This is a genomic window from Arsenicicoccus piscis (assembly GCF_022568835.1).
Taxonomy (GTDB): Bacteria; Actinomycetota; Actinomycetes; order Actinomycetales; family Dermatophilaceae; genus Arsenicicoccus; species Arsenicicoccus piscis.
The window spans coordinates 165,459-178,252 of sequence record NZ_JAKZHV010000009.1 but is presented as its reverse complement, the minus strand read 5'-3'; the positions used below and the strand labels follow the sequence as shown (position 1 = coordinate 178,252).

Annotated in this window: 12 protein-coding genes and 1 pseudogene; 10 read left to right on the top strand and 3 right to left on the bottom strand. The window is 71.4% G+C overall.

The window, feature by feature from the left end:
* Positions 1-289, bottom strand: a pseudogene (locus MM440_RS15135) (IS1380 family transposase); the annotation flags it as partial.
* Positions 290-788: 499 nt separating this feature from the next.
* Here MM440_RS15135 and MM440_RS15130 point away from each other — a divergent pair.
* Both MM440_RS15130 and MM440_RS17655 read left to right on the top strand, forming a co-directional pair.
* A complete protein-coding gene (locus MM440_RS15130; RefSeq protein WP_241441527.1) occupies positions 789-2,048 on the top strand; it encodes an IS256 family transposase in 1,260 nt (419 codons plus the stop codon).
* 140 nt (positions 2,049-2,188) lie between these two features.
* Complete coding sequence (locus tag MM440_RS17655; RefSeq protein ID WP_420914175.1) at positions 2,189-2,437, top strand: DUF3039 domain-containing protein; 249 nt, start codon at positions 2,189-2,191, stop codon at positions 2,435-2,437.
* A 153-nt stretch (positions 2,438-2,590) separates the two neighbouring features.
* Here MM440_RS17655 and MM440_RS15125 read toward each other — a convergent pair whose 3' ends face one another.
* On the bottom strand, positions 2,591-3,025 hold the full coding sequence (locus tag MM440_RS15125) for a Glu/Leu/Phe/Val dehydrogenase dimerization domain-containing protein (RefSeq protein WP_241445375.1): 435 nt from the start codon (positions 3,023-3,025) through the stop codon (positions 2,591-2,593).
* On the bottom strand, positions 3,022-4,014 hold the full coding sequence (hutG, locus tag MM440_RS15120) for a formimidoylglutamase (RefSeq protein ID WP_241445373.1): 993 nt from the start codon (positions 4,012-4,014) through the stop codon (positions 3,022-3,024). The genes MM440_RS15125 and hutG overlap by 4 nt, the downstream gene beginning before the upstream one ends.
* Before the next feature lie 61 nt (positions 4,015-4,075).
* Between hutG and MM440_RS15115 the strand changes: the two genes are divergently transcribed.
* The 8 genes from MM440_RS15115 (at position 4,076) to MM440_RS15080 (ending at position 12,790) form a co-directional block, all read left to right on the top strand.
* The gene (locus MM440_RS15115; protein WP_241445371.1) at positions 4,076-4,837 is read left to right on the top strand and encodes an IclR family transcriptional regulator; all 762 of its coding nucleotides are present in this window, start codon (positions 4,076-4,078) and stop codon (positions 4,835-4,837) included.
* A gap of 133 nt (positions 4,838-4,970) precedes the next feature.
* Entirely contained in the window at positions 4,971-6,692 is a 1,722-nt protein-coding gene (gene hutU, locus MM440_RS15110; RefSeq protein WP_241445369.1) for a urocanate hydratase, read from the top strand.
* On the top strand, positions 6,689-7,906 hold the full coding sequence (gene hutI / locus MM440_RS15105; protein WP_241445367.1) for an imidazolonepropionase: 1,218 nt from the start codon (positions 6,689-6,691) through the stop codon (positions 7,904-7,906). The genes hutU and hutI overlap by 4 nt, the downstream gene beginning before the upstream one ends.
* Positions 7,906-9,453: a histidine ammonia-lyase gene (hutH, locus tag MM440_RS15100; protein WP_241445359.1), complete on the top strand. Its 1,548-nt coding sequence runs from the start codon at positions 7,906-7,908 to the stop codon at positions 9,451-9,453. The genes hutI and hutH overlap by 1 nt, the downstream gene beginning before the upstream one ends.
* A 294-nt stretch (positions 9,454-9,747) precedes the next feature.
* A complete protein-coding gene (locus MM440_RS15095; protein WP_241445358.1) occupies positions 9,748-10,899 on the top strand; it encodes a WD40/YVTN/BNR-like repeat-containing protein in 1,152 nt (383 codons plus the stop codon).
* Between the two features lie 12 nt (positions 10,900-10,911).
* Complete coding sequence (locus MM440_RS15090) at positions 10,912-11,502, top strand: maleylpyruvate isomerase family mycothiol-dependent enzyme (RefSeq protein WP_241445343.1); 591 nt, start codon at positions 10,912-10,914, stop codon at positions 11,500-11,502.
* Between the two features lie 10 nt (positions 11,503-11,512).
* Positions 11,513-12,022, top strand: a complete 510-nt coding sequence (locus tag MM440_RS15085; protein WP_241445342.1) for a GNAT family N-acetyltransferase — start codon at positions 11,513-11,515, stop codon at positions 12,020-12,022.
* Between the two features lie 90 nt (positions 12,023-12,112).
* The gene (locus tag MM440_RS15080; protein ID WP_241445340.1) at positions 12,113-12,790 is read left to right on the top strand and encodes a response regulator transcription factor; all 678 of its coding nucleotides are present in this window, start codon (positions 12,113-12,115) and stop codon (positions 12,788-12,790) included.
* Positions 12,791-12,794: the final 4 nt, after the last annotated feature.

The window sequence follows — 12,794 nt, the reverse complement described above, 5'->3', positions numbered from 1 at the left end:
TGGCGTCCGAGGCCACCGGCCCGTACACTCCCGGTTCGGCCCGTAACAGGGCGGCATCCCGGCAGGCGTCCCCACCCAATGCCAACGAGATCGCCACATCCAGCAGCACCTTCGCCGGATCGTGCCTGGCCAGCGGCTTACACCACGGCGCCAATGCATCACTGAGGCACCGGTCGATCCCCGAGACCCGCGCCGTCTTGGTGAGCAACGCTCCACCGGCGTGAGCGACCGCCGGGACAGCGGCGGTGTCGACTCGGACACGCGGGTACAGACCGCTACGCTTACTCACCTGAGAAGTGCCCTTCGAACCTCGTGGATATCAGCTGTCGCAAGCGACATCCTTGCAGGTCAAGGGCACTTCTCGCGTTCAACGGTCACATCACAGATGAAATCTCTGGGCTAGCGGGAAATGGCGAGTCGCGCCCTGACGCTCTGGAATCTGGATGTACAGAGGCGTGTCGTAACTGCCCTGGAAGAGGTGCACGCAGGCGGGCACACCTCGTTCGAGGTGATACACCCGCTGCCGGATCGGCTGGACGAGAAGGATGATGTTGTCCTGGCACGAGTCGTGATCGAGGTCGTGCCTGTCCGTGAGGGGACTCCGACCGACGACGTCGAGGTGACGTTTACATTCGCGGATCGATGGATCACCTCGAAGTTGGCGTAGTTGAGTCCCCGATAGTGGTGTAGCGCGGTCGCTGTCCTCGTCCCGGTAGTGGACGTGGGTGCGGCCACCGCGTGATCCTTCGAGTCAACCTTCCACAGAATCCTCGAACGGAGTCATCACGATGACCGCACCACACATTGTCGACCCTGCCGGCCTGCTGAGTGAAGCCCTGTCCGAAGCATCGCCGGACCTGATGCGCAGCCTGCTGCAGACCATGATCAACGCGTTGCTGTCCGCGGACGCCGACGCGGTGGTCGGGGCCGAGTACGGCCAACCCAGCGCCTCGCGGACGGCGCAACGCAACGGCTACCGCCACCGCGACCTCGATACCCGCGTCGGGACCGTGGATGTCGCGATCCCGAAGCTGCGGCAAGGCACCTACTTCCCGGAGTGGCTCCTCGAGCGCCGCAAGCGGGCAGAGTCCGCGCTGATCACCGTCGTCGCCGACTGCTACCTCGCCGGAGTGTCCACCCGCCGCATGGACAAGCTCGTCAAGACGTTGGGGATCGACTCGCTGTCCAAGTCCCAAGTGTCACGGATGGCGAGTGATCTGGACCAGATCGTCGAGGACTTCCGCCACCGGCCCCTGGCCGACGCAGGGCCGTTCACGTTCGTGTCCGCGGACGCGCTGACGATGAAGGTCCGCGAAGGCGGACGCGTGGTCAACGCCGTCGCGCTGATCGCGGTCGGTGTCAACGCCGACGGGCACCGCGAAGTCCTCGGGCTCCGCATCGCGACCAGTGAAACCGGGCCGGCGTGGAACGAGTTCTTCGCCGACCTGACCGCCCGCGGCCTGACCGGCGTCCGCTTGGTGACCTCCGACGCCCACCAAGGCCTGGTCGAGGCCATCGCGGCGAACCTGCCCGGCGCGACCTGGCAACGCTGCCGCACCCACTATGCCGCGAACCTGATGTCGGTGACCCCGAAGAGTATGTGGCCGGCCGTGAAAGCGATGCTGCACAGCGTGTACGACCAGCCCGGCAAGGACGCCGTCCAGGCGCAGTTCGACCGGCTGCTGGACTACGTCGACGGGAAGCTGCCCGAGGTCCACGAGCACCTCGACGCCGCCCGCGCGGACATCCTCGCCTTCACCGCCTTCCCCAAAGACGTGTGGAACCAGATCTGGTCGAACAACCCCGCCGAACGCCTCAACCGCGAGATCCGCCGCCGCACCGACAGCGTGGGGATCTTCCCCAACAGGGCAGCGATCGTGCGCCTGATCGGAGCCGTCCTGGCCGAGCAAACCGATGAATGGGCCGAAGGACGCCGCTACCTCGGCCTCGACGTCCTCGCCCGCTGCCGCATCAACCTCATCACCGACACCGACACCGACACCGGCCCCGAGATCGGAGGCGACAACCTGCCCGCCCTCACAGCCTGACCCCCAACGAAGGAACACCCACCGCTACACCACTACCCGGGACTTGACCGTTGGCGTGGCCGCTGGTCACACGTGTGCTCGGCGCGATCGACCCCCCTGAGCAGGGGTGGGACACGGACGCGGCACACTGCTATTCGAACATGGGAGAGCCGGGCCACTGGACAGACCGGTGCTGCGAGTTGAAGGCTGCCAATGAGGCTGGCCAGATGGTCCCGTCAGCGCCTGGCGTGCATGCGCACTACGCCGAGAAGACCCACATCCCCGCCGGAGTGGTGGAGGGGAAGGCCTCGCGTGCACTGTGCGGCGTGTTCTTCGTGCCCTTCCAGGACCACGAAGGGCGCGAGAAGTGCCCCAGTTGTGAGGAGGAGTACTCACACCTCCCACGCTGAGAGGCCGGCTCCAGAAACCGGTGACGTCTGAGCTGATTGGGCCCGTCAGCGCGGCCTGCTCGTTCGGGAAGTACCCGCACGCACGGGTGTGCAACCCGTCCCGCCCGGTCAGTGCCGGGTCCAGAGATACTGGTCGTGCCGCCGTGGCTCGCCTTACGTCGGGTCGGTCTGGTCGGCGCAGTAGACCTTGGCACCCTGCTGCGCTATCAGCGTCATGTCGGCGAGCGTCGTGCCCATGTCCACGCCCGGGATGTAGAGCCCACCGAGGCGAGCGACGAACGACCCGAACCGAGCCACGAGGGCCTGACGATCCGACCCGTCGCGGTGCAGCCCGTCGTCGATGATGACGGACTTCGCTCCGCCGTAAGGGAGCTCGGCCAGGGCGTGCTTCAAGGTCATGGCCGCGGCGAGGCGCTGCGCCTCCTCGACGGCCGCCGCCGTGGACGGGTAGGCCTTGAACCGCACGCCGCCGAAACCGGGACCGAGGGTCGTGTCGTCCACGGCGATCACCGCGCGCAGCCCGACGGTGTCGTCCTGACAGGTGATGACCTGCTCGCTGGTCCAGACGCCGTCCTGCTGGTCGTTCACGAGTCCTCCTGGTGGGTCAGGTCTTGGGTGGATGGAGCCGCTGCTGCTGCGCGCACGATGGTGTCGATGAGTCGAGCGGCCGTGCGCGCGGTGCGGCCGTCGACGTCGAAGCGCGGCAGCAGCTCGACCACGTCGACGAGCACCAGCTGGCCGCTGGCCGCGACGTGCCGGCACACCTCGTGCACCGTCTCTAGGGGCACGCCGAGGCCCGCCGGCGCGCTGACACCGGGTGCCACCGCGGCGGGCAGCACGTCCAGGTCGATCGACAGGTGCACGACGTCGACCCGGGCCAGCAGCGCATCCACCTCGCTCAGGACGGCGGCCAGCCGGCGCGGCGTGCACTGCTCGTCGGTCAGCCAGCGCACGCCCAGCTCGCGCGCGTCGACGAAGAGCACCTCGGTGTTCGACGGCTCGGCGATGCCGAGCACCGTGTAGGCGAACGGGCGGCCGGCCGCGGCATCGGCGTCCGCCATCTGCCGAAACGGCGTGCCCGACGTCGGCCGCCCGGCCCGGCGCAGGTCGAAGTGCGCGTCCAGGTTCAGCACGCCCACGCGCCGGCCGCGCAGCCGCTGCGCAGCGGTCCGCCCCAGATAGCTGCCCCAGGCGCTCTCATGCCCGCCGCCCAGCACGACCACGAGGTCATGGGCGTCGAGAAGCCGGCCCACCTGCTCACCGAGCGCGTCCTGAGCCGCCTCCAGGTCCTCACCCGCCACGACGACCGTGCCCGCGTCCACGACGCGCGGCGCCCCAGGATGGACCGCCATCGAGGCCAGCGCGCCCCGCAGTGCGTCCGGGCCCTGCGCCGCACCGGGGCGGCCGTGGTTGCGCCGGACCCCCTCGTCGCTCGCGAAGCCGACGAGCGCGACACCGCCCGGCGCGTCGTCGTCGGACACCAGGTGGTGCCACCGGCGGTGCTCGGCGCCGGGCCCGTCGTCCCGGCCGGACCAGACCCCCGCCGGGGTGGCCACAACACGCGGTGCGTCCGTCATCTCGCTCCTCCTTGGGCAGACCTCGCCATCCTACGAGCCCACCTCGCTAGGCTCGGCCGCCATGGGGAGCCAGGTGCCGGCCGCGCAGCAGACCTTGCAGGTGCTGCGTCACCTCGCCACGCGGCGGGGACCGGTGTCGGCCGCCCAGATCGCCGCCGCGCTCGACCTGCCCCGGTCCACCACCTATCACCTCCTGCGGGTGATGCAGGACGAGGGCTTCGTGGTGCACCTGCCGGAGGAGCGGCTCTACGGGCTCGGGCTGCGCGCCTTCGAGCTGTCGTCGGCCTACGTGCGGCAGGCGCCGCTGGCGCGGCTCGGGCACCCGTTGCTGCGGGGCCTGGTAGACCGGGTGGGGGAGAGCGCGCACCTCGCGGTCCTGCACGGGCGGGACGTGGTCTACGTCGTGGAGGAGCGCGCCTCCCGGCGCCCCTCGCTGGTCTCGGACGTGGGGGTGCGGCTGCCGGCCCACCTCACGGCGTCCGGGCGGGCCATGCTCTCGGTGCTGGACGCCGCCCAGGTGCGGGCGCTCTACCCCGACCGTGCCGCGTTCGTCGCGCGCGGCGACGGCCCCGCCTGGAGTGCGCGGCGGCTGCGGGCCGAGCTGCAGGCCACCCGTAGCCGCGGTCACGCCGTCGAGGACGGGGACATCACGCAGGGACTGTCCTCCGTCGCGGTGCCGACGCTCGATCACCTCGGCCTGCCCGCCGCCGCGGTGGCCCTGACCTTCCCGACCGAGGCGGTGGACGAGGACCGACGGGCGGCGCTCGCGGACGAGGCCCGCGCCGTCGCGGACCAGCTGGCCCGGAGGCTGCGCGGGCTGTGAGCGGGCCCGCGTGCTGGAGTCTGTGATCCCAGACGGAATCTCGCACCGGCTCCCACCCCTGCCGTAGACCGTCCGCGAGGCTGGGGGAGGGCCGCACCGACGCGGGCCCACCCGCCGACCAGAGGAGCGACCCATGGCCCTGCCCGGAGCACGCCCGGTCCGCGCACCGCGCGGCACGACCCTCACGGCCCGCAGCTGGCAGACCGAGGCGCCGCTGCGCATGCTCATGAACAACCTCGACCCCGAGGTGGCCGAGCGTCCCGACGACCTCGTGGTCTACGGCGGCACGGGGCGAGCCGCCCGGTCCTGGGAGGCGTTCGACGCGATCGTCCGCGTGCTGAGCGACCTGGCCGACGACGAGACGCTGCTGGTGCAGTCCGGCAAGCCGGTCGGCGTCCTCCGCACCCACGAGTGGGCCCCGCGCGTGCTGCTCGCCAACTCCAACCTCGTGGGTGACTGGGCCACCTGGCCGCAGTTCCGCGCCCTCGAGGCCGAGGGGCTGACGATGTACGGCCAGATGACCGCCGGCTCCTGGATCTACATCGCGACCCAGGGCATCCTGCAGGGCACGTTCGAGACGTTCGCCGCCGTGGCCCGCAAGCTGCACGACGAGGGGCGGATCCCCACGCCGACGCTGGCCGGCACCCTCACCCTCACCGGCGGGTGCGGCGGCATGGGCGGAGCGCAACCGCTCGCCGTCACCATGAACGGCGGCGTCGTGATCGTCGTCGACGTGGACGAGAGCCGGCTGCGTCGGCGGCAGGCCAAGCGCTACCTGCACGAGGTCGAGACAGACCTGGATGCCGCGCTGGCCAAGGCGATTCGCGCGAAGCAGGCCGGCGAGGCGCTCTCCGTCGGCCTGGTCGGCAACGCCGCCGACGTCTTCCCCGAGCTGCTCCGTCGTCACCGCGCGGGCGAGGTCACCATCGACGTCGTCACCGACCAGACGTCGGCGCACGACCCGCTGAGCTACCTGCCGGCCGAGATCGCCCTCGAGGACTGGGCCCGCGAGTCCGCCTCTGACCCGGAGGGATTCACCAAGAAGGCGCGCGAGTCGATGGCCGCCCAGGTGCAGGCGATGGTGGAGTTGCAGGACGAGGGCGCCGAGGTCTTCGACTACGGCAACTCGATCCGCGACGAGGCGCGTCAGGCGGGCTACGCGCGCGCGTTCGCCTTCCCGGGGTTCGTCCCGGCCTACATCCGACCGCTGTTCTGCGAGGGTCTCGGCCCGTTCCGCTGGGTCGCCCTCTCCGGTGACCCGGAGGACATCGCGGTGACCGACCGTGCGCTCAAGGAGCTGTTCCCCGACAACGAGCACCTGCACCGATGGCTCGACGCCGCAGCGGAGTTCGTGGAGTTCGAGGGTCTGCCGGCCCGCATCTGCTGGCTCGGCTACGGCGAGCGGCACCGCGCCGGCCTGCTCTTCAACGAGCTCGTGCGCACCGGCCAGGTCAAGGCGCCGATCGTCATCGGTCGGGACCACCTCGACTCCGGATCGGTCGCCTCGCCCTACCGCGAGACCGAGGGCATGATCGACGGGTCCGACGCGATCGCCGACTGGCCGCTGCTCAACGCCCTCACCGCGGCGTCGTCGGGCGCCACCTGGGTGTCGATCCACCACGGCGGCGGCGTCGGCATCGGCCGGTCGATCCACGCTGGCCAGGTGGGCGTCGCCGACGGCACCGAGCTCGCGGCCCAGAAGCTCGAGCGGCTGCTCACCAACGACCCGGGCATGGGCATCATCCGGCACGCCGACGCGGGCTACGACCGGGCCGTCGAGGTGGCCGAGGAGCGCGGGGTGCGGATCCCCATGCGGGACAACGACTCTCACGGAACCGGGGAGAGCGAGCGATGAGCTCGCTGCTGGTCACCGGGATCTCCGAGCTCTGGACCGTAGACCCCTCGCGCGGCCCCGACGGCATCCTCACCGACGCGGCGGTCGTGCTGGACGGCGAGCAGGTCGCGTGGGTGGGTGCGCGCGCCGACGCACCCGACGCCGACGACCGTCTCGACGTCGGCGGCCGCGCCGTGTTGCCGGGCTGGGTCGACTCGCACACCCACCTGGTCTTCGCCGGCGACCGGTCCAGCGAATTCGACGCGCGCATGGCCGGCCGTCCCTATGCGGCTGGGGGCATCGGCGTCACGGTCGAAGCCACCCGCGCCACGTCCGAGTGCACGCTGACCCGCCTGGTCGTCGAGCGGGTGCGCGAGGCGGAGGCGGGCGGCACCACGACATTGGAGACCAAGACGGGCTACGGCCTCGACGTCGACGGCGAGGTCGCGGCGGCGCGGCTGGCCGCCGGTCTGGTCGAGACGGGGGTGCTGGACACCGTCACCTTCCTCGGTGCCCACCTGGTGCCGGCCGAGGCCTCGTCGGCGGACGACTACGTCGACCTCGTGTGCGGGCCGATGCTCGAGGCGGTGCGCCCCTACGTGCAGTGGGCCGACGTGTTCTGCGAGTCCGGCGCGTTCACCGTCGAGCAGTCTCGACGCGTCCTGCAAGCCTGTGCCGCAGCAGGACTCGGGCTGCGGGTGCACGGCAACCAGCTCGGCGAGAGCGGCGGCGTCGCCCTCGCCGTCGAGCTCGGCGCGGCCAGCGTCGACCACTGCAACCACCTCTCGGACAACGACGTCGACGCCCTCGCGTCCTCCGACACCGTTGCCACGCTGCTGCCGGCGTGCGACCTGTCGACGCGGGCGCCGCTGGCCCCGGCACGTCGGCTGGTCGACGCCGGCGCCACGATCGCGCTGGCCTCCAACTGCAACCCCGGCACGAGCTTCACGAGCTCGATGGCGTTCTGCGTCGCCACCGCCGTGCTGCAGCAGCGGCTGTCCCTCGACGAAGCGATCACCGCCGGCACGCTCGGCGGGGCCAAGGCGTTGCGACGCGACGTCGAGTCAGGCGAATCCGCCGCTCTGCCAGTCGGTTCCATCGCCGTCGGGGCACGCGCAGACCTGCACGTCCTCGACGCGCCCGCCGCCATCCACCTCGCCTACCGCCCCGGCATGCCGCTGTCGTGGGCCACGATCCGCCGCGGTCGACTGGTGCACCACAAGGAGAAGCATTGATGTCCAACACGACTCGGTCGACCGTCACCCTCGCCAGCAGCGGCATCACGCCCGCCGACGTCGTCGCCGTGGCCCGGCACGACGCCCGCGTGGAGCTCGCCTCAGAGGCCCGCGCCGAGCTCGAGCGGGTGCGTGGTGCGATCGACGCCATGGCCGCGTCCGACACCCCGGTCTACGGGATCTCGACGGGGTTCGGTGCCCTCGCGACCACCCACATCCCCGCGTTCAAGCGCGCGAAGCTGCAGCAATCCCTGGTGCGATCGCACGCCGCCGGCATGGGTCCGGCTGTCGAGCGCGAGACGGTGCGGGCGCTGATGTTCCTGCGCGCCAAGACCCTGGCTTCGGGCCACACCGGCATCCGACCCAGCACGCTCGACACCTACCTCGCGATCCTCAACGCCGGGATCACTCCGGTGGTGCGCGAGTTCGGCTCGCTGGGCTGCTCCGGCGACCTCTCGCCGCTGGCGCACTGCGCCCTCGTGCTGATGGGCGAGGGGAGGGCGACCGGTCCCGACGGTGTCGAGCTTCCGGTCGGCGAGCTGCTCGCCGCGGCCGGCATCGAGCCCGTGGTGCTGGCCGAGAAGGAAGGCCTGGCGCTCATCAACGGCACCGACGGCATGCTCGGCCAGCTGGTGCTCGCGCTGGCTGACCTGCGCGAGCTCGCCGACGTTGCGGACGTCACCGCGGCGCTGTCCACCGAAGCCCTCCTCGGCACCGACCAGGCCTTCCGCGCAGCCCTGCACGAGCCGCTGCGCCCGCACCCCGGCCAGGGTCGCTGCGCAGCGAACATGACTGCGGTCATGGCTGATTCGCCGATGACGGCGTCCCACCGCACGGACTGCACGCGGGTGCAGGATGCGTACTCGCTGCGCTGCGCTCCGCAGGTCACCGGGTCGCTGCGCGACACCATCAGCCACGCCACCCTGGTCGCCGACCGCGAGCTGGCCGCAGCGATCGACAACCCGGTCGTGCTCGACGACCTGACCATCGCCTCCAACGGCAACTTCCACGGCGCCCCCGTCGCCCACGTGCTGGACTTCCTCGCCATCCCGGTGGCGGACGTGGCGTCGATGGCCGAGCGGCGCACCGACCGGATGCTCGACGTCGCCCGGTCCCAGGGCCTGCCGCCGTTCCTCGCCGACGACCCCGGGACCGACTCCGGCCTGATGATCGCGCAGTACACCCAGGCCGCGATCGTCTCCGAGCTCAAGCGACTCGCCGTCCCCGCGTCCGTCGACTCCATCCCCAGCTCGGCGATGCAGGAGGACCACGTCTCGATGGGCTGGCACGCGGCCCGCAAGCTGCGCCAGGGCGTCGACGGTCTGCGTCGCGTCCTCGCCGTAGAGCTCCTGGCCGCCACCCGCGCCCTCGCCCTGCGCGCTCCGCTGCAGCCCGGCCCGGCCGGCACCGCCGTCCTCGCCGCACTCGGCGACGTGGTCACCGGACCCGGCCCCGATGTCTACCTCTCGGACGAGCTGGACGCCGTCGAAGCCTTCGTCGCCGACGGCAGACTGCTCACCACCGTCCGTGCCGTCGTCCCGCTGTAGCCCCACCGGCTCCTCCCGTCCCACCGCGTCCCCGTCGACACTGCACTTCGCCACCGAAACGGCACTTAGCCACCCCCACCCCGTCGACACGGCAGTTGGCCACCGAAACGGCTGGTACACCAGCCATCTCAGTGGCCAACCGCCATCTCGACGCCAGTCGTGTGACCAACCGCCATCTCGGTCGCCAACTGCCACCTCGACGAGCTCCGACGCGCCACGACGCGGCCCGACGTCCAAGGCCAACGACGCCGGCAGGGTCTGGACAAGGTCTGGCGGCTGGAGGATCGTTCGGGAATGCGACGAATCGGAACCGCCCTCGTGTCGTCCCTCCTCGTGCTCGGCGCCGCTCCCGCCGTGGCCACCGCCACCCCAGCAACCCCAGCCGCCCAGGCCACCCCAGCAGCCACCACGGCACCAGCCACCCACCACGCCCCAGCCACCGACACCGGCCAGCGCCGCCACGGCAGCTGGCGGGTCACGGTGCTCGACGCCGACCAGAACTTCCGCGGCCTGGCGGCGGTCAGCCGCACGGAAGTCTGGGTCACCGGCGAGAGCCTGACGGACGGGGCGGCGCGCATCTTCCACACGACCGACGGGGGTCGCTCGTGGGTGGACCGCACGCCGCCAGGGACGACCGGCCTGTCGTTCCGGGACGTCGAGGTCGCAGGGGGAGCCGTCAACGTCCTCACCATCGGGCCGGGGGAGGCGTCACGGATCTACCGGTCCACGGACGACGGCCGGACCTGGACCGAGTCGTTCCGCAACACCGACGCCAACGCGTTCTACGACTGCATGGCGTTCTATCCCGGGGGACGCCACGGGCTCGCCGTGAGCGATCCCGTCGACGGCAAGTTCCGCATCCTGTCGACGAGCAACGGTGGCCGCTCCTGGTCCGTGCTGCCCTCGGTCGGGATGCCGGACACGACCGGCGAGGGCGCCTTCGCCGCAAGCGGTGACTGCCTGGTCACCGCGGGTCGCTCGGCGTTCATCATCACCGGCGGCGCCCAGTCCCGGGTGCTGCGCTCCGACGACCGAGGGCGCACCTGGACGACGGCCGCGAGCGCCATCCCCGCAGGTGACGCGGCCGGTGGCTTCGCCCTGGCATTCGCGGACCCACGCCACGGCATCGTCGTGGGCGGGGACTTCGCCGACCCGACCGACAACACCGATGCGGCGGCCTACACCCGCGACGGCGGACGCACCTGGACGGGTGGCATCGACCTCACCCACGTCGGCGAGGACGTCGCGTTCGTCGGTGGTGGCCACCGGGTCGCCATCGCCACCGGCACCTACCGCGGGTCCTCCGGCACCAGTCTCACCCGCGACGGCGGGCGGACCTGGCAGCGGCTCAGCGACCAGGGCTTCCACGCGGTCAAGTGCGTCCCGGGCGGCACCTGCTGGGGCGCCGGCGCCACCGGCCAGGTCGGCGTCCTCCGCATCCGCTGACGGCGCGCGCCGGTGAGCAAGGAGCTGCGGGATCGCCAGTTGGCTGCCTTCTGCGACGTCCTCGACCAGGTGTCCCCGGACGCCCCGACGCTCTGCGAGGGGTGGGACGCGCACGACCTGGCCGTGCACCTGTGGACGCTCAAGCACGATCCGCTCGCGTGGCCCGCGATGGACGTAGACCGGCTGGCCGACTTCGGCGCCCGGCGCGCCGCGCGGGTCCGGGCCCGGTGGTCCTATCCCGAGCTCGTCGCGCAGCTGCGGCACGGCGGGGGAGGCATCGCCTGCATGGCCGGCGACCGGTTCGAGGGTCACCGGCACGCGCTGGGGGAGTACGTCGTGCACACCGAGGACGTAGCCCGACCCAACCGGGTGGAGCGTCCGGCACCGGACGCCCCGCTCGAGGACGCGCTCTGGCGGCGGCTGCGGGTGGCCGCCTGGATGCTGCACCGCCGCCGCACGCCGGGCCTGGTGCTCGAGGTCCCGGACGGTCGCAGCGCCCAGGTCACCCGCGGGCCGGTGCGCACCGTGGTCCGCGGTGCCCCGATCGAGCTGATGCTCTGGGTCTACGGCAGGACAGCGGTGGCCGACGTGGTCGTCCGCTAGGTTCGGCATCATGATCCGCCCCGCAACCCCCGACGACGTCCCCGACCTGGTCCGGCTCGTGCGCGAGCTCGCGGTCTACGAGAAGGAGCCGGAGGCCGCGCAGGCGAGCGAGCAGGACCTTCGGGAGGCCCTGTTTCCCACGGACGGCGAGCCGGCGGTCTACGCGGACGTCGCGGAGACGGACGGCCGCGTGGTCGGGATGGCGGTGTGGTTCCTGACCTTCTCCACCTGGACCGGTCGGCACGGGATCTGGCTCGAGGACCTGTTCGTCGAGCCCGCCCATCGCGGGTCGGGCCTCGGCAAGGCGCTGCTCGCCACGCTCGCGCGCCGCTGCGTCGAGCGCGGCTACACCCGGCTGGAGTGGACGGTCCTGGACTGGAACGCCCCCGCCATCGGCTTCTACCGCTCGATCGGCGCCGACCCGTTGGCCGCCTGGACCAGCCAGCGGCTCGACGGCGCTGCGCTCGAGGAGCTCGCGAACCACGGTCCGTTCAGAAATCGTTCAGCCGCCGATCGCTAACCTCGCGCTCGACACGAGCGATCGAGCCACGAGCGATCGAGCCACGAGCGAGCGTCGCAACCAGCGCACAGAGCCACGAGGAGGACCGTCATGCGGGTCTTGGTCGTCGAGGACCACGTCAACATCGCGCTGCCGCTGAAGAAGGCGCTCGTCAACGAGGGGTTCGTCGTCGACGTCGCCCACGACGGCGTGAGCGGTCAGTGGCTGGCGACCGAAAACCCTTACGACGTGATCGTTCTCGACATCATGCTGCCCGGGCGCAACGGCTACGACGTGCTGCGCAACCTGCGCGAGCTGCAGATCTGGACGCCCGTCCTGATGCTGACGGCCAAGGACGGCGAGTACGACCAGACCGACGCGTTCGACCTCGGCGCGGACGACTACCTCTCGAAGCCGTTCAGCTTCATCGTGCTCGTCGCCCGCCTGCGAGCGCTGATGCGTCGCGGTGCGCCGGAGCGGCCGTCCGCGCTCGAGGCAGGCAGCCTGGTGCTCGACCCCGCCAAGCACCTGGTCACGCACGGGGGCGAGCCGATCGCGCTGACCGCTCGCGAGTTCGCCGTCCTGCAGTTCCTGATGCGCCACACCGGTGACGTCGTGTCCAAGGCCGAGATCCTCGACAACGTCTGGGACGCCTCCTACGACGGCGGCGAGAACATCGTCGAGGTCTACGTCGGGCACCTGCGCAAGAAGATCGACGTGCCGTTCGGGGTCGAGTCGCTCGAGACGGTCCGTGGTCGGGGCTACCGCCTCCACGCCGTAGACCGTTAGCCGA